13 protein-coding genes and 1 pseudogene are annotated in these 21,234 nt (G+C 72.7%); 6 read left to right on the plus strand and 8 right to left on the minus strand.

Translation table 11 applies throughout. The features are described from left to right. Positions 1-11: 11 nt before the first annotated feature. From NEH16_RS08100 to eccD, 4 genes are all read right to left on the minus strand, one after another. Entirely contained in the window at positions 12-1,391 is a 1,380-nt protein-coding gene (locus tag NEH16_RS08100; protein WP_073963631.1) for a M16 family metallopeptidase, read from the minus strand. Then, positions 1,388-3,601, minus strand: a complete 2,214-nt coding sequence (locus NEH16_RS08105; protein WP_073963632.1) for a polyribonucleotide nucleotidyltransferase — start codon at positions 3,599-3,601, stop codon at positions 1,388-1,390. Before NEH16_RS08105 ends, NEH16_RS08100 begins: the two co-directional genes overlap by 4 nt. A gap of 270 nt (positions 3,602-3,871) precedes the next feature. Next, complete coding sequence (rpsO, locus tag NEH16_RS08110) at positions 3,872-4,162, minus strand: 30S ribosomal protein S15 (RefSeq protein WP_018102307.1); 291 nt, start codon at positions 4,160-4,162, stop codon at positions 3,872-3,874. Positions 4,163-4,338: 176 nt separating this feature from the next. After that, complete coding sequence (eccD, locus tag NEH16_RS08115; protein ID WP_265540564.1) at positions 4,339-5,778, minus strand: type VII secretion integral membrane protein EccD; 1,440 nt, start codon at positions 5,776-5,778, stop codon at positions 4,339-4,341. 208 nt (positions 5,779-5,986) lie between these two features. On the opposite strand from eccD, the gene eccCa reads away from it, so the two are divergent. Then, the gene (eccCa, locus tag NEH16_RS08120; RefSeq protein WP_265540566.1) at positions 5,987-9,928 is read left to right on the plus strand and encodes a type VII secretion protein EccCa; all 3,942 of its coding nucleotides are present in this window, start codon (positions 5,987-5,989) and stop codon (positions 9,926-9,928) included. Between the two features lie 98 nt (positions 9,929-10,026). Beyond that, positions 10,027-10,260, plus strand: a complete 234-nt coding sequence (locus tag NEH16_RS08125) for a DUF397 domain-containing protein (RefSeq protein ID WP_073963635.1) — start codon at positions 10,027-10,029, stop codon at positions 10,258-10,260. 88 nt (positions 10,261-10,348) lie between these two features. Here NEH16_RS08125 and NEH16_RS08130 read toward each other — a convergent pair whose 3' ends face one another. The 4 genes from NEH16_RS08130 to eccB form a co-directional block, all read right to left on the minus strand. Then, positions 10,349-10,654: a WXG100 family type VII secretion target gene (locus NEH16_RS08130; protein ID WP_265540568.1), complete on the minus strand. Its 306-nt coding sequence runs from the start codon at positions 10,652-10,654 to the stop codon at positions 10,349-10,351. A gap of 38 nt (positions 10,655-10,692) precedes the next feature. Continuing rightward, entirely contained in the window at positions 10,693-11,043 is a 351-nt protein-coding gene (locus NEH16_RS08135; protein ID WP_265540570.1) for a hypothetical protein, read from the minus strand. Between the two features lie 76 nt (positions 11,044-11,119). Next, the gene (gene mycP / locus NEH16_RS08140; protein ID WP_265540573.1) at positions 11,120-12,337 is read right to left on the minus strand and encodes a type VII secretion-associated serine protease mycosin; all 1,218 of its coding nucleotides are present in this window, start codon (positions 12,335-12,337) and stop codon (positions 11,120-11,122) included. Between the two features lies 1 nt (position 12,338). After that, positions 12,339-13,862: a type VII secretion protein EccB gene (gene eccB / locus NEH16_RS08145; RefSeq protein ID WP_265540575.1), complete on the minus strand. Its 1,524-nt coding sequence runs from the start codon at positions 13,860-13,862 to the stop codon at positions 12,339-12,341. A 257-nt stretch (positions 13,863-14,119) separates the two neighbouring features. On the opposite strand from eccB, the gene eccE reads away from it, so the two are divergent. The 4 genes and pseudogenes from eccE to NEH16_RS08165 all read left to right on the plus strand — a co-directional run bounded on the left by eccE (position 14,120) and on the right by NEH16_RS08165 (position 21,220). Beyond that, positions 14,120-15,280, plus strand: a complete 1,161-nt coding sequence (gene eccE, locus NEH16_RS08150) for a type VII secretion protein EccE (protein ID WP_374215671.1) — start codon at positions 14,120-14,122, stop codon at positions 15,278-15,280. Further along, on the plus strand, positions 15,280-15,999 hold the full coding sequence (locus NEH16_RS08155) for a hypothetical protein (protein ID WP_265540579.1): 720 nt from the start codon (positions 15,280-15,282) through the stop codon (positions 15,997-15,999). Before eccE ends, NEH16_RS08155 begins: the two co-directional genes overlap by 1 nt. A gap of 315 nt (positions 16,000-16,314) precedes the next feature. Continuing rightward, positions 16,315-19,148, plus strand: a pseudogene (locus NEH16_RS08160) (SCO5717 family growth-regulating ATPase). Positions 19,149-19,345: 197 nt separating this feature from the next. Continuing rightward, positions 19,346-21,220 (plus strand): ABC transporter substrate-binding protein, encoded by a 1,875-nt coding sequence (locus NEH16_RS08165; RefSeq protein ID WP_265540581.1) that lies wholly within the window; start codon positions 19,346-19,348, stop codon positions 21,218-21,220. The last annotated feature ends 14 nt before the right edge of the window (positions 21,221-21,234 follow it).

Here is a 21,234-nt window from a genome sequence, read left to right on the forward strand (position 1 = left end):
TTCCTTGGGGTTTAGGCGACCGCTTCGTGGAGACGGGCGGCCTGCTTGTCCTTGAGCGGTCCGATGACGGACAGCGAGGGGCGGTGTCCGAGGATCTCGCCCGCGACGGAGCGGATGTCGTCCGGTGTCACCTCGCTGATCCGGGCCAGCATCTCGTCCACCGACATCTGCTCGCCCCAGCACAGCTCGCTCTTGCCGATGCGGTTCATCAGCGCGCCGGTGTCCTCCAGGCCGAGGACGGTGGAGCCGGAGAGCTGGCCGATGGCGCGGCTGATCTCCTCGTCGCTCAGCCCGTCCGAAGCGACCCGGTCGAGTTCGTCGCGGCAGATCTTGAGGACGTCGTGCACCTGGCTCGGGCGGCAGCCCGCGTACACGCCGAACAGGCCGCAGTCCGCGAAGCCCGAGGTGTACGAGTAGACGCTGTAGGCGAGGCCGCGCTTCTCCCGTACCTCCTGGAAGAGGCGGGAGCTCATACCGCCGCCGAGGGCGGTGTTGAGGACGCCCAGGGCCCAGCGGCGTTCGTCGGTGCGGGCCAGGCCGGGCATGCCGAGGACCACATGGGCCTGTTCGGTCTTGCGGCCCAGGACCTCGACCCGGCCGGCGGTGCGCAGGGCGCGGGAGCCCTCGCGGGGCGCGGTCGGGACCGCGTCCGTACGGGAGAGGGCGCCGGCCCTGTCGAACGCCTTGCGGACCTGGCGTACGACGGTGGCGTGGTCGATGTTGCCCGCGGCGGCGACGACGAGGCGGGTCGGGTCGTAGTGCTTCTTGTAGAAGCGGGCGATCTGGCCGCGGTTCAGGGCGTTGATCGTGTCGACGGTGCCGAGGACGGGGCGGCCGAGCGGGGTGTCGCCGAGCATGGTGTGCGCGAACAGGTCGTGCACGCAGTCGCCCGGGTCGTCCTCCGTCATCGCGATCTCTTCGAGGATGACGCCGCGCTCGGCGTCCACGTCCTCGGGGGCGATCAGCGAGCCGGTCAGCATGTCGCAGACGACGTCGATGGCGAGCGGCAGGTCCGTGTCGAGGACCCGCGCGTAGTAGCAGGTGTACTCCTTCGCCGTGAAGGCGTTCATCTCGCCGCCGACCGCGTCGATGGCGGAGGAGATGTCGAGGGCGCTGCGCTTGGCGGTGCCCTTGAAGAGGAGGTGTTCGAGGTAGTGCGTCGCGCCGTTCAGGGCGGGCGTCTCGTCGCGCGAGCCGACGTTCGCCCAGATGCCGAAGGTGGCGGAGCGTACGGAGGGCAGGGTCTCGGTGACGACGCGGAGGCCGCCGGGGAGGACCGTACGGCGGACCGTGCCGATGCCGTTGCTGCCCTTGAGAAGCGTTTGGGTACGGGCGACGGCCCGCCCCTCCGAGGAGGGGCGGGCCGTCGTCGCGGAACTACGGGACGTCACTTGTCGGTGTCGTCCTTCTTCTCGTCCTCTTCGCCCTCGATGACGGGGATGAGGGAGAGCTTGCCGCGGGAGTCGATCTCGGCGATCTCGACCTGGACCTTGGCGCCGACGCCGAGAACGTCCTCGACGTTCTCCACGCGCTTGCCGCCGGCCAGCTTGCGGATCTGCGAGATGTGCAGCAGGCCGTCCTTGCCCGGCATGAGCGAGACGAACGCACCGAAGGTGGTGGTCTTGACGACCGTACCCAGGTAGCGCTCGCCGACCTCCGGCATGGTCGGGTTGGCGATCGCGTTGATCGTGGCGCGGGCGGCCTCGGCCTGCGAGCCCTGCTGGGCACCGATGTAGATGGTGCCGTCGTCCTCGATCGTGATGTCGGCGCCGGTGTCCTCCTGGATCTGGTTGATCATCTTGCCCTTGGGGCCGATGACCTCACCGATCTTGTCCACCGGGATCTTGACGGTGATGATCCGCGGGGCGTTCGGGGACATCTCGTCCGGGACGTCGATGGCCTCGTTCATCACGTCGAGGATGTGGAGGCGGGCGTCGCGGGCCTGCTTCAGCGCGGCGGCCAGGACCGAGGCGGGGATGCCGTCGAGCTTGGTGTCGAGCTGGAGCGCGGTGACGAACTGCTTCGTACCGGCGACCTTGAAGTCCATGTCGCCGTACGCGTCCTCGGCACCGAGGATGTCGGTGAGGGCGACGTAGTGGGTCTTGCCGTCGATCTCCTGGGAGATCAGGCCCATGGCGATGCCGGCGACGGCGGCCTTGAGGGGCACACCGGCGTTCAGCAGGGACATGGTGGAGGCGCAGACCGAGCCCATGGACGTCGAGCCGTTGGAGCCGAGGGCCTCGGAGACCTGGCGGATCGCGTAGGGGAACTCCTCGCGCGACGGGAGCACCGGCACGATCGCGCGCTCGGCGAGCGCGCCGTGGCCGATCTCGCGGCGCTTGGGCGAGCCCACGCGGCCGGTCTCGCCGACGGAGTACGGCGGGAAGTTGTAGTTGTGCATGTAGCGCTTGCGGGTCACCGGGGAGAGGGTGTCCAGCTGCTGCTCCATGCGGAGCATGTTGAGGGTGGTGACGCCCAGGATCTGGGTCTCGCCACGCTCGAACAGGGCGGAGCCGTGCACGCGCGGGATGGCCTCGACCTCGGCGGCGAGCGTACGGATGTCCGTGACGCCGCGGCCGTCGATGCGGACCTTGTCCTTGATGACGCGCTCGCGGACCAGCTTCTTGGTCAGCGCGCGGTAGGCACCGGAGATCTCCTTCTCGCGGCCCTCGAAGGCCGGGAGGAGCTTCTCGGCCGCGATCTCCTTGATGCGGTCGAGCTCCGTCTCGCGCTCCTGCTTGCCGGCGATGGTGAGCGCCTTGGCCAGCTCGGTGCTGACGGCCTTGGTGAGGGCCTCCAGGACGTCGTCCTGGTAGTCCAGGAAGACCGGGAACTCGCCGGTGGGCTTGGCGGCCTTGGCGGCGAGGTCCGACTGGGCCTTGCAGAGCACCTTGATGAAGGGCTTGGCGGCTTCCAGACCGGCGGCGACGACCTCTTCGGTCGGGGCCTCGGCGCCGTCCTTGACGAGCTGGATGGTCTTCTCGGTGGCCTCGGCCTCGACCATCATGATCGCGACGTCGCCGTCCTCCAGGACGCGGCCCGCGACGACCATGTCGAAGACGGCGTCCTCGAGCTCGGTGTGCGTCGGGAAGGCGACCCACTGGCCCTTGATCAGGGCGACGCGGGTGGCGCCGATCGGGCCGGAGAAGGGCAGGCCCGCCAGGATCGTGGAGGCGGAGGCGGCGTTGATCGCGACCACGTCGTACAGGTGGTCGGGGTTGAGCGCCATGATCGTCTCGACGATCTGGATCTCGTTGCGCAGGCCCTTCTTGAAGGAGGGGCGCAGCGGGCGGTCGATCAGGCGGCAGGTGAGGATCGCGTCCTCGGAGGGGCGGCCCTCCCGGCGGAAGAAGGAGCCGGGGATCTTGCCGGCGGCGTACTGCCGCTCCTCGACGTCCACCGTGAGGGGGAAGAAGTCGAGGTTGTCCTTGGGCCGCTTGGAAGCGGTGGTGGCCGACAGCACCATGGTGTCGTCGTCCAGGTACGCGACGGCGGAGCCGGCGGCCTGCTTGGCCAGGCGGCCCGTCTCGAAGCGGATGGTGCGGGTGCCGAAGGTGCCGTTGTCGATGACGGCTTCGGCGTAGTGGGTCTCGTTCTCCACTAGTGAATTCTCCATACTCGTCGTCTTTCGTCCGGACGCCCGTGTGGCGCCGGACGGAGCGGAGAAGCGCGCAGTCTCTGCGGGGCCGGTCTTCGATCGAAGCTCCCGGGCGTTGTCCCGGGGGCCACTACCGAGGACCGACGGCGGCCGTGCGGCGCCTCTCCTCGTCTGTTGTTGTACGTCCAGGTTACTGAGGTTGCCCCCGGTACCGCACGTACGGCAAAGGGAGCGGCTCCCTGAGTGAGGGAACCGCTCCCTTGCGCAGCGGTCTTACTTGGCGCCGCCGGCCGCACCGCGGCGGATGCCGAGGCGGTCGACGAGCGCACGGAAGCGCTGGATGTCCTTCTTGGCCAGGTACTGCAGGAGGCGGCGACGCTGGCCGACCAGGATCAGCAGACCACGACGGGAGTGGTGGTCGTGCTTGTGCGTCTTGAGGTGCTCCGTCAGGTCCGAGATGCGGCGCGAGAGCATGGCGACCTGGACCTCGGGGGAACCGGTGTCGCCCTCCTTCGTCGCGAACTCGGTCATGATCTGCTTCTTCGTAGCGGCGTCGAGCGGCACGCGGTACTCCTCTTGGTGTTCGATGCGCCCACGAGTGCCCCTGGTCTGGTTCTCAGGGGAGCTTGGGTGACTCGGGAGCGAGGGTCCGATGAGCGCAGCTCCCAGAGCGAACCGGGAACGCGTACACAAACGGCCACAGCCAGACTACCAGCCGCCCGGAGCTGCCCCGCCGGTCGTCAGCCGGTGAGCGCCCTCGCGCGCGCGTAGAGGTCCAGGACCGCGAGGCAGAGCGGGAGGAGGGAGAGCAGGAGCGCGCTCTCGGCCAGGTCCAGGAATCTGCCCCAGAAGGGGGAGAGGCCGTTGCGCGGGACGGTCGCCCCGGCGGCGGCGAGGAGTACGGCGCCGGCGACGAGCGCCGCGCAGAGTGCGGTCGTACGGGGATACAGGGCCGGGTCGTCGCCCTGCGCGGTGAGGGCGAGGCCGGTGACGGGGGCGGCGAGCGCCCCGATGCCCGCGATCAGCAGGCAGGCGACCTGGGCGGTGTAGCGGAAGAGGCGGGCGCGGAGCAGCAGCGCGAGTCCGGTGGCGAGGGCGAGGAGGCGGGCCCAGGTGTTGTCCGAGGCGCCGAGGACTGCGGCTGCCGAGACGGCCAGGCCCGCGCAGCCCCCGGCGAGGCCGAGCAGCAGTTCGTGGCCGCGGCGGGCCCGGTCCGCGACGAGGCGGGTGTCGACGGGGGCGGCGTCCGGGGCGGCGTGCTCGTCGTCCTCGTCGTTGAAGGGGCCCGCCGGCCGGGGCGCGGCGTACCCGATCGGGAGCCTGGCGAAACGGGCGGAGAGGCCGGGCAGGAACGCGATGAGCCCGAGGGCGGCGGGGGCGCAGACGGCGGCCGTGGCGGTGGCGGACGCCTCGGTGAGGATCGCGGCGAAAGCGGCCAGCGCACCGGCGCCGGCGAGGAGGGCGGCGCCCGCGAACGGGGCGTCGCCGCGGGGGGCGAGCGCGGTGAGGGTGGCCGAGACGACGAGGACGGCGGCGCAGCCGAGCAGGAACTGCAAGCGTCCCGCTCCCCCGCCCGGGTCCGGGGCGACGAGGCCGGAGCCGGCGAGGAGGACGAGGGGCAGGGCGCCCAGGCCCAGCGCGGCGGCGGTGACGCGGTCGGCGTAGACCCGGGCGCGTACGGCGGCGATGGTGGCCGACAGGAGTCCGGCGGCGCCGGCGACGGCTCCGGGCGGTCCGTGCAGGTCGTGGCGGACCGGGTCGGCCCGCCACAGGGCGAGGGCCGCGAGGAGGAGCAGCAGCGCGCCGGCGGCCGGGGCGGCGCCGCGCAGCAGGTCGTCGCTCCACAGGTGGCGGTCGCGACCGGTGGCCGAGGCGATGGCGTCGGCGACGTCGTCGTAGACGGGTGGCGGGAGCGAGGCGGCGAAGGGGCGCAGGGTGAGGATGTCGCCGTCGAGGACGCGTTGTGCGGCGAGGGTGCGGTCGCCGTCCAGGACCGTTCCGTCGAGCCGCACGAGGTGGTGGCCGGGGGGTGCGGTTCCGGGTGCGGCCGGTCCGGTGAGGCGCAGGATCTCGGGCCAGATGTCGGCTGCGGCGATGTCCTCGGGCAGGGCGACGTCGATGCGGGTGTCGGGCGTGACGACGGTGACGCGGCGGAAGCCGGTCGCTGCGGTCTGACTCACGTCTCGGGGCCCCTGTTCGTCGCTGGTCGGCGGTGTCCGCACGATGGGCCGGTCACCCTAGCGGGCGGATCGGGGCGAAGGCTGACAGTGCGTAGGATCACGGGCGCTTCGGGGCAGGGGGTGTCCCTCCGATGCGCGCACGCGTCGGCGCGCTGTTCCCCTTTCCGCCCTGTCCCACACCCGTCCGCACCCAAGGATCGATGCACCGGTGAGCCAGATCGTCGTGAAGCGTCCGCCCCGCTTGCTGCCGCCGGAAGTTCCCACGAAAGAGGTGTTGTTGGAGCCGCCTCCGGTGCTGCCGCGCGGGCAGCGCGAGGGGGTGCTGATGCAACTTCTCCCGGTGCTGGGCATGGCGTCGTCGGTGGTGTTCTTCTTCTCGCCGCAGGCGCCGCCGTTCATGCGGGTCATGGGTGTGCTGATGCTGGTGTCGACGCTGGCGATGGTGGTGGCCCAGGTGGTGCGGTTCCGGCGCGGTACGCAGGGGCGGGCGGCGGATGTGCGGCGCGACTACCTGGCTCGGCTGGCGCGGGCCCGTCGTGCGGTGCGGCGGACGGCGCGGGCCCAGCGCGACGGCCTGTTGTTCACGCATCCCGCCCCCGGTCAGCTGTGGTCGGTGGTCGCCGAGGGGAGCCGGGTGTGGGAGCGGCGGCCCGGTGACGCGGACTTCGGGGTGGTGCGGGTCGGGCTCGGCAGGCAGCCGCTCGCGACGCCGTTGGCGGTGCCGGAGCACGCTCCGGGTGAGCCGGAGCCGGTGTGCGCGGACGCGGTGCGGCGGTTCGTGGCGGTGCACGGCTCGCTGGACGGCCTGCCGTTGTGCGTTCCGCTGCGGGAGGCGTACCGGGTGCGGCTGAGCGGTTCGGCGGAGCCGGTGAGGGCGGCGGCGCGGGCGTTGGTGGCGCAGCTGGTGACGCTGCACTCGCCGCGGGACCTGGTGGTGGCGGTGGTGGCTGCGCGGGACGCGGCGGTGTGCTGGGAGTGGGTGAAGTGGCTGCCGCATGTCCAGGTGCCGGGTGAGGTGGACGGGGCGGGTGCGAAGAGGCTGTTCGCGCGGGACACGGCTGGGCTGGAGCCTCTGCTCGGCGCGCTGTTGGAGGGGCGGGGGCGCTTCGTACCGGAGGGGGCGCCGCTGCCGGACCGGCCGCATGTGGTCGTGGTGCTGGACGGGGTGGGGGTGGCTCCGGGTTCGGCGCTGGGGGCGGCGGGGGGCGTGGAGGGGGTGACGCTGGTCGAGGTGGTCCCGGGTGACGCGGAGGGGCCGCGCGGTGCTCTGTGTGTGCGGGTGCGGGCCGGTGTGCTGGAGGCGGATCGCGGGGTGGGTGTGCCGGACGGGCTCTCGCTGCCGGCGGCGGAGGCGCTGGCCCGGCGGCTCGCTCCGTTACGGGCCGGTGGGCGGGGCGGGGACGAGCCGCTGTCGGCCGCGCTGGACTTCACGGACCTGCTGGAGCTGGGCGACGCGGGTGCGGTGGAGGTGGAGCGGACCTGGCGGCCCAGGCCGGTCGCGGAGCGGTTGCGGGTGCCCATCGGGGTGGGTGAGGACGGTGTCCCGGTGGTGCTCGATCTGAAGGAGTCGGCGCTCGACGGGATGGGGCCGCACGGGCTGTGTGTGGGCGCGACCGGTTCGGGGAAGTCCGAGCTGCTGCGGACGCTGGTGCTCGGTCTTGCCGTCACCCATTCCTCCGAAACGCTGAACTTCGTGCTCGCCGACTTCAAGGGCGGGGCGACGTTCGCGGGAATGGCGGGGATGCCGCATGTGGCCGCCGTCATCACCAACCTGGCCGACGACCTGGCGCTGGTCGACCGCATGGGCGACGCGCTGCGCGGTGAGCTCCAGCGCCGTCAGGAACTGCTGCGGGCGGCGGGCAACTTCGCGGGGGTCCACGATTACGAGCGGGCCCGGGCGGCGGGTGCCGCGCTGGAACCGCTGGCCACGCTGGTGGTGGTCATCGACGAGTTCTCCGAACTGCTCACCGCGAAACCCGACTTCATCGACACGTTCATCCGGATCGGGCGCATCGGCCGTTCGCTGGGCGTGCACCTTCTGCTGGCGTCCCAGCGTCTTGAGGAGGGCAGGCTGCGGGGCCTGGAGACCTACCTCTCGTACCGGATCGGGCTGCGCACGTTCTCGGCGGAGGAGTCGCGGGCCGCGCTGGGGGTGCCGGACGCGTACGACCTGCCGCCGGTGCCCGGTTCGGGGTTCCTGAAGACAGGGACGCGGGAACTCACCCGCTTCAAAGCGGCGTATGTCTCGGGGCCGTACCGGCCGGGTAGGCCCGGGCGGGCTGCCGGGGTGGGGTCGGGCGGCCTCGCGGCGGCGTTGTTCAGCGCGCTGCCGGTGGCTGTGCCGAGGACGGTGGCCGCGTCCTGCGCTCCGGCCGCCGTTTCCCCGGCGCGCGGGGATGAAACGGTCGCGGAGTCCGTGCTCGATGTGGTGGTGCGGCGGCTCGAGGGGCAGGGTGTGCCCGCTCACCGGGTGTGGCTGCCGCCGCTGGACCGGTCGCCGGGTCTGGACGCGCTGCTGCCGGACCTGGGCACGGACCCGGAGCGCGGCTACACCGTGGCGGGGGGCGGCGGACCCGGCGGGCTGGTCGTTCCGCTCGGGCTGGTGGACAAGCCGTTCGAGCAGCGGCGGGAGGTGCTGTTCCAGGACTTCTCGGGGGCGGCGGGCCACATGCTGGTGGTCGGCGGGCCGCAGTCCGGCAAGTCGACGGTGCTGCGCACGCTGGTGATGTCCTTCGCGCTCACCCACACCCCGCGTGAAGTCCAGTTCTATGGGCTCGACTTCGGCGGTGGCGCGCTGGCGTCGTTGGCGGGCCTGCCGCATGTGGGCTCGGTCGCCTCGCGGCTGGATCCCGAGCGGGTGCGGCGTACGGTCGCGGAGGTGGCCGGGGTGCTGCGGGCCCGTGAGGAGCTGTTCCGGGCCCGGTCCATCGGTTCCATGGCCGCGTACCGGCGGGAGCGGGCCCGGGGCGGTCTGCCCGGTGAGGCGTGGGGCGATGTCTTCCTCGTCGTGGACGGCTGGGGCGGTTTCCGCACGGAGTACGAGGAGTTGGAGCCGGTCGTCACCGACATCGCGGCCCGGGGGCTCGGTTACGGGGTGCATGTGGTGCTCACCGCCGCCCGTTATCTGGAGGTGCGGGCCGCGTTGAAGGACCAGCTGACCGGGCGGCTCGAACTGCGGCTCGGTGACGTGTCGGACTCCGAGTTCGACCGGAGGGTCGCCGCGCAGGTGCCCGTCGGTGTGCCGGGCCGGGGCCAGGTGGCGGAGGGGCTGCATTTCCTTGCGGCGTCGCCGTGCCTCGGCCCGGTGGCGGACGCGGCCGTCCTCCCGGACCGTACGGCGGCGCTGGCCGGGCGGATCCGGGCCGACTGGGCGGGTCCGCCGGCTCCTCCCGTACGGCTGCTGCCCGCCGTGCTCCCCGCCGAGCGGCTGCCCAAGGGGGACGAGTTCCCGGAGCGGGGTGTCGCGGTCGGCATCGCCGAGGCGGATCTGGAGCCGGTGTTCGTGGACTTCGACGCCGATCCGTTCCTGCTGGTTTTCGGGGAGAGCGAATCGGGGAAGACGGCGCTGCTGCGGCTGCTCGCCCGGCAGATCGCCCGCCGCTACTCCCCCGACGAGGCGAAGCTCGTCGTCGGGGACTACCGGCGGGGGTTGCTGGGCGCCCTGCCCGAGAGCCATCTGCTGGAGTACGCGCCGACGCCGGACGCGCTCGCGACGCATATGGAGGCGCTGGCCGGGGTGTTCGCGCGGCGTCGGCCTCCGGCGGACGTCACGCCCCGGCAGTTGCGGGAGCGCAGTTGGTGGACGGGGCCTCGGATCTTCGTCGTCGTGGACGACTACGACCTCGTCGCGACGGGTACGGGCAGCCCGCTCGCGGCGCTCGCGGACTGGCTGCCGTTCGCGCGGGACACCGGGGTGCGCTTCGTCGTGGCGCGCACCTGTGCCGGGGCCTCGCGTGCGATGTACGAGCCGTTCCTGCAACGGATCAAGGAGTTGGGCGCCCAGGGCGTGGTGCTGTCGGGCGATCCGGCGGAGGGCGATCTGGTCGGCTCGGTGCGTGCGCGCCCGATGCCGCCGGGGCGCGCGTGCATGGCGACCCGGCGCGGTGGGAAGAGCCTCGTGCAGACCGGCTGGCTGCCGGAACGGGGGTGAGCGCCCGGGCGGCCGCGGGGGTTTGGCGGAGCGGATCCCCGGCCGCCGTGTTGCCTGTACGGTGCCGTGCAGAGCCAGGTACGAAAGGAGCCCTCACGATGGGCACGCAGGCGGAGAAGGACGAGCTGTACGCACTCGACATCTCGGGGGTGGAGTGGCTGTGTGCTCCCGGGACCGAGCAGGAGGAGGAGCGCGTCGAGATCGCGCACCTTCCCGGCGGCGCGGTGGCCATGCGGTCCTCTCTGGACCCGGACACGGTGCTGAGGTACACGGAAGCCGAGTGGACCGCGTTCGTTCTGGGCGCGAGGGACGGCGAGTTCGACCTTCCGTAGGGGTCGCCGGGTACGCGGAGGGGCACGTTCGGGTGAACGTGCCCCTTCGTACGTCCGGCGGGTCCGGGACGGTACCGCTCGCCCCGGGTCAGTAGGCCTCGGTGAACAGGCGTGAGGACCGGAGGTCGGTGGCCCGGTAGTGGTCCTTGCCGGTCTCGATGAGCCTCGCGACCTCTTCGAGCCGGGCCCTCATGTGGTCGGCCTTGTTGCGGTACTTGTGCTGGAGCGTCACGTACTCGGCGTGTGCCTGGCCGTCCCAGGTGTCGGTGACGACCTTGAGCGCGCCGTCCATCTCCTCCAGGTCCTGGCAGATGTTGCGCGAGACCGCGCGGATGCGGTTGGCAACCTCCTGGACGCTCTCGTACCTGACCTTGGTGTGCGGGTCGTGCCCCATCGGGTTTCCTCTGGTCGTGTCGGGGGAACGGCGCCGGTTCAGACGCCGTGCAGGGCGGAGGTGCCGCCCGCGGAAGCCGGTTCCCGTACCGCCTTGAAGGCCGCGCGGACCTCCTCGTCGTTGGCGTTGCTGAGGTTCCTGGTGCCGTCGACGGCGTTGAGCAGGACGCCGAGGAGGCGGCGGATCTCGTCGTGGTCCTCGTTGACCACGAGCTGCGCGGAGGTGAACCCCGAGGCGCCGGCACCGGTCCACCCGGCCCCCACCGTGGCGAGGACGTCGGCCAGCTCCCGGGCCTGCCGGGACACCGCCTCGGCGGTGTGGACGATCTTGTTCCTGGCCTGGACGACCGGATCGTCGGCAAGCGCGAATCCACCCGTGGGGCTGGTCATACGAGGTCCTCTCTCTGGGCCGTTCAGGCCGCTCAGGCTAGCCAGTCCGGGGTCGGCTCCCGGCCGCCGCGAAGGGTCATCTCGGGTGTGCGGAGCCGGCTCCCGGGGGCCCTTCGGCTCGTGCCGTACAGCGTCGGCGCCGCTCCCGTGCGACGGCCGCTCCGCCCGCCACCGCGCCGGTCAGGAGGACCGTGAGAGCCATGGCCCAGGCGGCGTACCGGCGGTCGCGGCGCTGCGGGGTGTCCGCCGCCGGCAGCGGCGCGGGGTCGGGTGCGCGGGCTCCGGGGGGCGGCTCGTCGGGGTGCGGGGCGTCCTGCGGGGCGTCGTCGCCGGACAGCGCGCGGACCGGGTCGACTACACCCCATCCGACGAAGTCGTCACGGCCGTTGACGGAGCGTTCCGCGGTCTGTTCGATACGGGCGGCGATCTGGGTGGCCGTCCAGTGCGGGTACTTGGCGCGCATCAGTGCGGCGACCGCGCTCACATAGGGAGCGGCGAAGCTGGTTCCGCTGTCCGCGCAGTGGCCGCGGCCGGGGGCGGTGGAGACGATGTCGACGCCCGGCGCTGCGATGTCCACGAAGCTCCCGGGCCGGGAGAAGGCGGCGCGTTCGTTGTCGCGGTCGGACGCGGCGACGGCGAGGACCCCGTCGAACGCGGCCGGGTAGGCAGGCGTACGGGTCGAGTCGGCACCGTTGTTGCCGGCGGAGGCGACGACCACGATGTCCCGGCGGACGGCCTCGGCCACCGCTCGGCCCAGGGCGGCGCCGGGGGCCCGAGGGCCGACGGTCTCCTGCGAGATGTTGATGACCTGGGCGCGCCGGGCGACGGCGAGGCGGACCGCGGCGGCCAGCGACGCGTCAGTGCCGTGGCCGCGGGCGTCGTTCTGGCGGACCGGGATGACGGTCGCTCCGGGGGCGAGCCCGACGAAGCCGGTCCCTTCGCGGGGGCGGGCCGCGATGATCCCGGCGACCAGGGTGCCGTGGCCCACCGGGTCGCCGGTGCCGTCGCCGCCGGGTGCCAGGGTGTCGGCGCCGGGGACGACCGCGCCCGCGAGCTGGGGGTGGGTGTCGTCCACGCCGGTGTCGATGACGGCGACGCGGACGCCCTCGCCCCGGGTGTCGTGCCACAACTCGTCGAGGAGCACGCGCTGGAGGGACCAGGGGCGGCCCTCGAACGGCCGGTTCGCCGGAAGGACGCACGCGCCGCCTTCCGGTCCGGTGGCCGCGCACGCGGGCTGGGCCGCGGCGAGAGCGGTCAGTGCGACGAGGGCCGCGACCGGCCGGATCGCCGCCATGTCAGGAACCCTGCGGGCGGCGCGCGCTGGAGGTGTCGAGCCGTGGACCGCGGGGAAGGAACTCCGACCACTCGGCCGGTACGAGGGCGGGCCTCACGTCCTCGTAGCCGAGCCTGGTCTGTGCCTCGTTGGCCCGCGCCTGGGCGTGCGGGGTGCCGGTGGGGAGCGCGGAGTGCCCGGGGTCGCCGTCGCCGTTCCCCTGAACCGCGTACCGCAATCCCGTGTCCGTCACCAGGAAGAGTGATCCGTCGGGCCTGGTCTGGCGGCCCCGGACCTGGGTGTAGAGGAGCCCGCTGCCGGGGGTGACGTAGGTGCTGGTGCCGCCCGCGCCGACGGCGGCGGGGTACGTGGTGCCGGCCCAGGTGCTCAGAGTGGTGCGGCCCCTGCCGTCCGTCGCGCGCAGTACGGAGCAGACGGTGCTCCGGTGCGCGGTGTCGACGCGGACGGCCTTGCGGGCGGGCCAGTGCGCGGCCTGCCCCGCGAAGGGCGCCGGGTCGGGCACGAAGTCCTGGAGCCCCGCCGGGTAGGCGGTGCCGGACTGGTCGAGGGCGGCGGTCTGCGGGGAGTTGACGATCAGCCAGGCGGTGAACTCGGAGACCGGCTGGACCCTCCCGTCGAGCACGACGTGGTAGGCGGTGCCCGCACCGGTCCTGGTCCGCAGCACCGCGCCGACGCGGTTCTCGCGGGCGGAGAGGTGGCCCTCGACGCGGGCAGGAGCGCCGATCTCGCCGGGGACGACGGGGAAGACGACGGGGCTGCCGGTGTGCAGGGTGGCGAGCCAGTCGCCGGTGACGGCTCGCGGCCGGGCCCGGCCGACCAGCGCGTCGGTGAGGTGCCCGAAGTCGCCGGGCCGCTCGTCCAGGCGGTATTTGGTGCCCCGGGCGTCCACGAGGTACCGGGTGCCGTGCGGGTCCTGTACGTAGAGGACCTGGCCTCCGGTGAGCCGGTTCGGGCCCTCCGTCAGCCGCTGGTCGCGGGCGGCGAGGACGAAGCCGGCCTTCTGCACACCGGCGCCCCCGCCTCCCGGCCGTACGCATGCTGCCCATCGCTTGGCGGTGCCCGCGTCCCGCTCGTCGGGCAGCCGGTCGGGGGCGTAGGGGATGCCGATGACCGGTCCGCGCGGGGGTCCGCCCGCGTCGAGGATGTCGTCGGCGACCTGGACGACGCCGTAGTCGCCGGGGTCGAGCAGTAATCGGGCGGACGCGAGGTTCAGGACGGGGTGCAGCCGGGTACGGCGATGGGCGCCCCGGCCGGTGGTGAGCACGACATAGCGGGTGGTCGACGTCCGGCCGACGACGACCTTGGCGCCGGGGCGGTCCCAGCCCTTGGGCGCGACCGGGCGGAACATGCCGTACGCGCCGAACCCGGCGAGGAGCAGGGCGCCGGTGAGCACGCCGGGAAGGACGGCGCGCAGCGGGCGCGGGGCACCCTCGTCGGAACCGGCCGGTAAGGGCTGGAGGAAGGCACCCAGGGCCCTTCTCTTCGCAAATGTGTACGCGTTCAGCTCGTCCCGTCGGGTCACCATGGCCCGGTCCGCCTTCCCTCTCCGCCCACGCCGCACACCTTCGGGCACCCGCCGTCCGCGCTTCGGCGGAGCCTTCCGCTGTCTGCGACCACTATGCCTTCTGGACCTGGGGGTTGATCGAATGCCGGTACGCTGTGCGCTTCCGCCGGAGGGCTCGGCGGGACGGGTGCGGCACGGCACGGACGGGGCGGGGCACGATGGCGAGCAGAGGCGGAGCGCGACTGAACCGGCGCGCCGGGCCGATCGGCACTTTTCGATTGCAACAGCTGGTTCTGTTCGAAGTCGCGGTGGCGGTCCTGCTGTGTGCCTGGGTCGTCGGGCCCGCGCTCCTGGGGCCTGCCGGGCCGACGGCCGCGCTGCTCGTGGTCCTCGCCGTCGTGCGCAGGCGCCGCCGTTCCCTCCCGGCCTGGCTGGCCACGGTCGTCGCGTTCCGGGTGCGGAACCGGAGGGCCGCCTCGCGGACGCGGGCAGCCGGCGTGGGTGCCGGATCCCCGGTGGCCCCGCTGACCGAATGCGTACCGGCCCTGCGCACCTGTTCGTTCACGCACCGGGACCGGCGGCCGGTGGGCATGGTCGGCGACGGTACGCACCTCACGGTGGTGGTGCGGGTGGACGCGGAGGACACGGTGCTGCGGAAGGACCGGACGGTTCGGCCGTTGTCGCCGGGGCTCGTCCGGGAGGTGATGGACGTCGACGGCATCCGCCTGGAATCGACGCGGATCGTGCAGCACACCCGGCCCGCCCCGGCCCCGCACCTCCCCGGCGACGCGGTGGCCACGCTCAACTACGCGCCCCTCCAGGCCCGTACGGGCTCACCGGCGGTGCGGCTCACCTGGGTCACGCTGACGCTCGACCCGGAGCTCTGCCCGGAGGCCGTACGCATGCGTGGCGGCGGCCTGACCGGGGCGCAGCGGTGCCTGTCGCGGGCCGCCGACCAGCTGTCCGGCCGACTGGCCGGGGCGGGGTTCGGCGCGACGGTGCTGACGGAGCAGGAACTCGGCGTCGCGCTCACCACTGCGGCCTGCGCGGACGCGACCGGCGGCCCCCGTGCCGACGGAGCCGCCCGGCGCACCGGGGAGACCTCGCGGACGTGGAGCTGCGACGGGCGTCGGCACACCGTGTACTGGGTGCGGCGGTGGCCGCGCTCCGGCGATGCGCCGATGCCCCGGCTGGTCGCGCTGCTCACCTCGGCCCCGGCGCTGGCCACGACGTTCAGCCTGACGCTGGCACGGGGCGACCGGCAGGAGGTCGCGGCGGCGGGGCACCTGAGGATCAGCGCGCGCACCTGCGAGGAACTCCGGGCCGCACGGCGCGAATTGGAGCGGGCGGCGCGCGGGGTGCGGATCTCTCTCGTGCGGCTGGACCGCGAGCAGCTGCCCGGGGTGCTCGCCACGCTGCCGCTGGGCGGGGCCCGCTGATGGCGGCGCCCGGGCGGGTGCGGGGGCGGCTGGGATTCGGGCCGGTCGGTCCGCGTCGGCGGCGGTACACCATCGGACCCGAGCAACTGGCCTCGCTGGGCTTGCCGGTGGGCGACGACGGGGTGGTGATCGGCGAGGACGAGGAGGGCTTCCCCGCCGTGCTGGGCCTCAACCGCCCTTCCCCGTACGAGATCACGCTCATCGGCGGGCTGTGGACGGCGCAGGTGATCGCGCTGCGGGCGGCGGCGACGGGCGCGCGGATCGCGGTGGAGACGGGGCGCGCGCACGCCTGGGCGGGCCTGGCCCGGGCCGTCGGCGGCAGCGGGTGCGTCGCGTTGCACGAGGTCGGCCGGGTGCCGCCGCCGGTCCCCTCGGCGGCCTCGCCGGTCCTCGTCGTACGGGACTGCGGCTTGCGTCCGCCGCCCGGGCGGGCCGTGTCCGGGCCGTGGCAGTCGGTGCTGACCCTGTTGCCGTATCTGGGTCCGGCCGCGTCCGGGCCTATGGAGAAGGCGTCGCTGGTGGGCGTGCAGCGGGTGTCGCCCGACGAGGCGGACGAGGCCGGGCGCCTCCTGCGGTTGCCGGCCGGCGCGGTCCGCGCGCTGCCCGCCCTGGCGGACGGGGCCACCCTCTGGTGCACCCGGCGGGAGAGCCGGCTGGTGACGACCCGGGCGACCGACGCGGAGACGGGGCTGCTGGGCGCCGCGCGCCGGGTGGACTGACTGCGTACGCCCGAGCGTGCGCCCAGAGATACAGCGGACGCAATTCACGGTGCAGTTGTACGCATTTGACCGCTTTGGGTTTCACTCCCTGTCGCACGCAGTCCACTTGGGTGCACTACGTGACGTACGGGACAGCGTTCGCGGCGCCGTGCGGCCTGCCGTGGCGGGGCCCATGGCGTTTAGGCTGGGTCCGGACGCGGCGGAGAACCTGTGGACAGGCCATGTGCGTCCCAGGGGGAGAGCCGGGCGGTTCGCGTTACGGGAACGCCCCCACCCACCACGGCACAAGGGTGCTCGACCACACCAGGAGGCAAAGTGAACGGCGATCGGGACGAGATGCGCGGGGGCTGGGACAAGCCCGTCGACGAGTCGTCCGACGCGGAGCCCGCCGAGACGACGGGTGAGTTCACCATCGACTACACCCCGCCCGCCTGGTACACGCAGAACGCGCCGGGCGACTCCCTGGGCGGCGCCGGTACGCCTCCGGTGTCGCCCCCGCCGCCGAGCGGGGACCCGGTGCCGCTGCCCCCGCCCCCGGCGCAGCGCGGCTTCGACCCCGACTGGACCCCTGCCCCGGCGGAGCCCCCGGTCACCGGCGCGCCGGACACCGGCGACCTCGACAGCGGCGCCACCATGCGGTTCTCGGCGTCCGCGCTGAAGCGGGAGATCGAGGAGCGGGACCGCGCGAAGCGCGAGGCGGAGACGGGTGGCGATGCGCCGTCCGGTGCCGAAAGCGACGACGACGCGTCCGATGCCGCCGGTGCCGTTTCGGACGACGCGGAGGCGGGTACGCCCGGCGCGGATCCGGAGGAGTCCTGGGACGAGGTCCTGGGAAGGGTCTTCGACTTCGAACCCGAGGAGGCGGCGGCGACGCCTAAGCCCTCGGACGCGGCCGGCGACACTCCGACGTCCGGGGACGGCAAGGAGGGCGACGGTGCCGACCTCGCGTCGGCCGACTCGTCCTCGGAGCCGTACAGCCTGAAGCCGTCCGACTCCGCGCCCTCCGAGGCCGAGCCGTCCGACTCCGCGCCCTCCGACGCCGTGCCCTCCGACGATGCCTCCGCCGCCTCCGGCGAGAAGGACTCCCCGGGGGCGGACTCCCCCGAGCCGGACGACAAGGCTCCGGTGAGCGAGGCCGCCCCGGACGCGGCGCCCCGCGACGTACCGGCGGACAGCGCGCCCCAGGACGCCTCCCCGTCTCCCTGGACCCCGGCCGCGCCCTCGCAGGGCGCCTCGCAGGGCGGTCTCCCGCCGCTGCCGCCCGCCTTCCAGCCGGCCGCCCAGCAGCCGCAGGACCCGCAGCCGCAGGCCCCGCGACCCGAGCCCGCCCAACCCCAGGCCGCCCAGCCCCAGCCCCCCGCCCCGCAGTCCGGCTACGGCTTCCCGCAGCAGGCACCGCAGCCGGAATCGCAGCCCCTCCCGGCCGCCAACCTCCCGGCGCAGCGCCCGCAGCCGACCGCGCCCCAGACCCCGCAGGCGCCCCAGCCGCAGGCCCCCTGGTCCGCACAGCAGCAGCCCCAGCCGACCCAGCAGCCCCAGCCTCAAAGCGGCTACGGCTTCCCCCAGGGCGCCCAGCCCCAGGCCCAAGGCACCCCGGCCCAAGGCACCCCCGCCCCCACCCGCGACACCGGCACCGACACCGGCACCCCGAACCTCCCCGCGCAGGTCCACCCCCAGCAGCAGCCGCAGCCGCAACCGCCCGTCGACCCCCGGGCCGGCACCTCCTGGCCCACCCCCGCCCCCGCGACCCGCGTTCCGCGCACGGCGCCCCGCTGGGATACACGGCGGCCGTGGAGCTCACCTCCGACCGGCTCATCCGGGGCAAGCAGAAGACCCGCAGCAGCCGCAACCCCTCGGGCGCCTCGCGCTTCAAGCTGGGCGGCAAGAAGGAGGAGCAGGAGAGGCAGCGCAAGCTGGAGCTCATCCGTACGCCGGTGCTGTCCTGCTACCGGATCGCGGTGATCAGCCTCAAGGGCGGCGTCGGCAAGACCACGACCACCACCGCGCTCGGGGCGACCCTGGCCAGCGAGCGGCAGGACAAGATCCTCGCCATCGACGCCAACCCGGACGCCGGCACGCTGGGCCGCCGGGTGCGCCGCGAGACCGGGGCGACCATCCGCGACCTGGTGCACGCGATCCCGCACCTCAACTCGTACATGGACATCCGGCGGTTCACCTCGCAGGCGCCCTCCGGTTTGGAGATCATCGCCAACGACGTGGACCCGGCGGTCTCCACGGCCTTCAACGACGAGGACTACCGGCGCGCGATCGACGTGCTCGGCAAGCAGTACCCGATCATCCTCACGGACTCGGGCACCGGCCTGCTGTACAGCGCGATGCGCGGCGTACTGGATCTGGCCGACCAGCTGATCATCGTCTCGACGCCCTCGGTCGACGGCGCCTCGAGCGCGTCCACGACCCTGGACTGGCTGTCGGCGCACGGGTACGCGGAGCTGGTCCAGCGGTCCATCACCGTGATCTCCGGCGTCCGCGAGACCGGCAAGATGATCAAGGTGGACGACATCGTTCAGCACTTCCGGACGCGCTGCCGCGGGGTGGTCGTCGTGCCGTTCGACGAGCACCTGTCGGCCGGTGCGGAGGTGGACCTCGACATGATGCGGCCGAAGACCCGGGAGGCGTACTTCAACCTCTCCGCCCTGGTCGCCGAGGACTTCGCGCGCGCCCAGCAGCAGCAGGGACTGTGGACGTCGGACGGCAGCGGCCCGCCGCCGCAGTACGCCCCGCCGCTGCCGGGCCATCAGGTCCCGGCCCAGCAGATCCCCGGACAGCAGATTCCGGGGCAGCAGCCGCACGCCCCCCAACAGCCGCAGCAACCCGGCCACGCCGGCCACCCCCAGTACCCCGGACAGCCGTACGCGCCACAGCAACCCGGTCAGCCCTATCAGCAGCCTCAGCAGCCTCAGCCGTACGGCGGTCGGCAGCAGCCCTATCCCCCGCAGCCGGGCCCCGGCGCCGGGCAGAACTGGCAGCAGCAGCCGGCGCAGGCCCAGCCCCCGTACCAGCAGGTCCAGCCCCCACCGCAGGGCGACCAGCCAGGTCAGCCCGGTCAGCCCGCGCACCCCGAGCTGCAGGGGCCCGTACCGCCCGCCGGATGGCAGCAGCAGCAGCCGCCAGCGCCTCAGCAGTAGGGCGTCAGAGGTCTAAACCAATGAGGGTCCGTATCGCCTCCGCGATGCGGACCCTTTTGGCATATCCGCAGACCACACGCCGTTTCGATGACCGTTGACGTGGCTCGACCACCGCTGATAAACCTTCGCAACACCAGCCGGCGAACCGAAGTTCAACACGCCTTTCCCGTGCGAGTCATGACACGAGGTCCCAGACCATGGTCGTAAGAGTTCCGTCCTCCTCCGCCCCGCCACGCTCACGTCTGCGTGTGCTGCTGGCCTCCGGTGCCGCCGCCCTCGCTCTCGCGGCCGGGTCCGTCGTGCCGGGAATGCCCCTCGGGGCCGCGCCCCAGCAGGCGCAGGCCGCCGACAGCGGCAACAAGACCCTGACCGTCGCGGTCGCGCAGAGCGTCGATTCCCTGAGCCCGTTCCTCGCGCAGAAGCTGCTGAGCACCAGCGTCTCGCGGCTCATGTACGACTTCCTGACGAACTACGACGCCAAGGACAACCACGCCATCCCCGGCCTGGCGACCAAGTGGGAGCCCTCCGCCGACAAGCTGACGTGGACGTACACCATTCGGAGCGATTCGAAGTGGTCGGACGGGCAGCAGGCGACCGCCGAGGACGCCGCCTGGACGTTCAACAAGATGATGGACGACGAGGCCGCGGCGCAGGCCAACGGCAGCTTCGTCACCAACTTCAAGAAGGTCACGGCCCCGAGCCCCACCAAGCTGGTGATCGAGCTCAAGGAGCCGCAGGCCACCATGGCCGCGCTCGACGTGCCGATAGTGCCGAAGCACGTCTGGGAGAAGGTCGGGGACTTCTCGAAGTTCAACAACGACACGAAGTTCCCCGTCGTCGGCAACGGTCCGTTCATCCTGACGGACTACAAGGTCGACCAGTACGTGAAGCTCAAGGCCAACCCGGACTTCTGGCGCGGGAAGCCGAAGTTCGACGAGCTGGTCTTCAAGACGTACAAGGACCAGGACGCCGCCGTCGCCGCCCTGCGCAAGGGTGAGGTCTCCTTCGTCGCCGGTTCGCCCGCGCTGACGCCCGCTCAGGCGAACTCGCTCAAGGGCGACAAGAACATCAAGGTCAACGAGGGCCCCGGCCGCCGCTTCTACGCGCTGGCCACCAACCCCGGGGCGCAGACCAAGGACGGCAAGAAGTTCGGCAACGGCAACAAGGCGCTGCTGGACCAGAAGGTGCGCCAGGCGCTGTTCCTGTCGATCGACCGCGAGACGATCATCGACAAGGTCTTCCAGGGCCACGCCGTCGAGGGCAAGGGCTACATCCCGCCGCGCTTCTCGGCGTACGCCTGGGAACCCTCCGCCGGCCAGGCGCTGGACTACGACCCCGACAAGGCGGCGAAGCTGCTGGACGAGGCGGGGTACAAGCTCAAGGGCGACCAGCGCGTCGGCAAGGACGGCAAGCCGCTCGACCTGCGCATCCTGTGCCACGCCACCGACCCGAACGACAAGGCGGTCGGCAAGTACCTGAAGGAGTGGTGGGGCAAGCTCGGCATCGGGCTGAAGGTCGACTGCCTGGACGACGTCTCCGTGCCCTGGTACGCCGGTGAGTACGACCTCGCCTTCGACGGCTGGTCGGTCAACCCGGACCCGGACTTCGTGCTCGGCATCCACACCTGCGCGGCCCTGCCGACGAAGGCCAAGGCCAGCGCGACCACGGACAACTTCATCTGCGACAAGAAGTACGACGAGCTGTACAAGAAGCAGCTCGCCGAGTACGACCCCGCGAAGCGCGCCGACCTGGTCGGGCAGATGCAGTCGTGGCTGTACGACTCCGGCTACATGAACGTGATGGCGTACCCGAACGCGGTCGAGGCGTACCGCACGGACCAGATCAAGTCGATCACGACCATGCCCGAGGCGGCCGGCAACATCTACGGCCAGGACGGCTACTGGAGCTGGTGGTCGGCCGTGCCGGCGAGCGGCAACGGCGGCTCGCAAGGCGACAGCTCCGGCTCCTCCACCGGTGTGATCATCGGAATCGTGGTGGCAGTGGTGGTCCTCGCAGGTGGCGGCTTCCTGATCTCGCGGCGCCGCCGCACCACCGCGGACGATCGCGAGTAGGTTCTCGAACGGGA

The sequence above is a fragment of the Streptomyces drozdowiczii genome, assembly GCF_026167665.1.
Classification (GTDB): Bacteria; Actinomycetota; Actinomycetes; order Streptomycetales; family Streptomycetaceae; genus Streptomyces; species Streptomyces drozdowiczii_A.

What these genes read in the sequence shown, in the direction of transcription:
- NEH16_RS08125 (WP_073963635.1), top strand. Translation starts at nt 10,027, where the DNA reads ATGGGCACGCAGGCGGAGAAGGACGAGCTGTACGCACTCGACATCTCG.
- eccB (WP_265540575.1), bottom strand. Translation starts at nt 13,862, where the DNA reads ATGGTGACCCGACGGGACGAGCTGAACGCGTACACATTTGCGAAGAGA.
- NEH16_RS08165 (WP_265540581.1), top strand. Translation starts at nt 19,346, where the DNA reads ATGGTCGTAAGAGTTCCGTCCTCCTCCGCCCCGCCACGCTCACGTCTG.
- NEH16_RS08135 (WP_265540570.1), bottom strand. Translation starts at nt 11,043, where the DNA reads ATGACCAGCCCCACGGGTGGATTCGCGCTTGCCGACGATCCGGTCGTC.
- mycP (WP_265540573.1), bottom strand. Translation starts at nt 12,337, where the DNA reads ATGGCGGCGATCCGGCCGGTCGCGGCCCTCGTCGCACTGACCGCTCTC.
- NEH16_RS08155 (WP_265540579.1), top strand. Translation starts at nt 15,280, where the DNA reads ATGGCGGCGCCCGGGCGGGTGCGGGGGCGGCTGGGATTCGGGCCGGTC.
- NEH16_RS08130 (WP_265540568.1), bottom strand. Translation starts at nt 10,654, where the DNA reads ATGGGGCACGACCCGCACACCAAGGTCAGGTACGAGAGCGTCCAGGAG.